Raw genomic sequence first — 1213 nt, 5'->3', positions numbered from 1 at the left:
TGAGTCTAATTCCAAAGAAGTTAAACTCTCTAACACTGCTGCAAGTCCCGTGCTACCTAGCGTTTACTAAGAGCGATTGGCCTGCTGTGCCGTGTCAGTGGATGCGCATTATAGGGAGTTTCAGGAAGGGCGCAAGGGCTAATTAGCTAAAAAACCACTTTTTTAGAAAATAACCAGTTAACCACCTATCGCGCACCGCATACCCACAGCTCTATCCACAGGGCAGCCCACAACCTCCTGATGTAACCGCCCGATCAGCTGGCATTTCCAGCAATAACATTGATCATATCAGAGTGAACCAGTTTTAATTTCAGGCCTAATAATCAATCGATTAAAGCATGTAATTCAACCAGGGACTCAAGCCCTCGGAAAACCGTGGTCTAATAGATAAATCACAACTCCTATTAAGGCACAGTGACCTCAAGACCAGCTGCTTCATTCCACTGAACGGTATGACTTACCTTTGCATAAAGAATAGATAGTTAAGATAGTGTAGCGGGAGACACCTGCAACTTTTTGTGTAGGAGCGCGCTTTAGCCGCGGAGCTTGTATAGCAAAAAGCGATTCCCGGCTAAAGCCGGTCCTACATTTTCCCCATGTTCGAGTGGTCATTTCAAAAGTTGTTAAACGAAAAAACCCCCAACACTAAGTGCCGGGGATTTATCGACTATCTTAACGAGAAATTAGGCGCTTGTCATGGTCAGCCAGAAAAATTAGAAACTATAGACACTGACCGCCATGGCCTTTCATTGGTATCCCTGCCACCAAGGCATTTGTTAATCCTAAACATCAATTTACGGCCATACTGCATAAGCGGGTTTGTAAATAAGGGCAAAAGGCGCCTGTCATGGTCAGCTGCGGGGAACCCCTCCGCGCTCAATGGGCGCAAAGCTTTGCTTCGCCAACAACGCCCATCTCACCCTATGAGCTACATGGATGTAGGGAATCCAGTAAATGCAGGAGCTATTTACTGCCTATCACATGGCTATTGAACCTCACTGCGTTCGGGCTTTTTACTTTCCCCATGTCCGAGTGGGCATATTTCCAGCCAAAACGAAAAAAGCCCATTGCGTTAGCAATGGGCTTTATCGTTATTAGGCGCCTGGAAATGACCTACTCTCACATGGGGAGACCCCACACTACCATCGGCGCAATTGCGTTTCACTTCTGAGTTCGAGATGGGATCAGGTGGGACCACAATGCTATGGTTTCC

General features: G+C 46.8%; 1 rRNA gene. It reads right to left on the bottom strand.

Features of this window, described 5'->3' with window-relative positions:
* Window positions 1–1100 precede the first annotated feature (1100 nt).
* A 5S ribosomal RNA gene (rrf, locus tag EKG39_RS23255) occupies window positions 1101–1213 on the bottom strand; the annotation flags it as partial.

It is taken from the genome of Shewanella atlantica, from assembly GCF_003966265.1.
GTDB lineage: Bacteria > Pseudomonadota > Gammaproteobacteria > Enterobacterales > Shewanellaceae > Shewanella > Shewanella atlantica.
The sequence above is the reverse complement of the archived record's forward strand: the minus strand, read 5'-3'. Positions and strand labels throughout refer to the sequence as shown.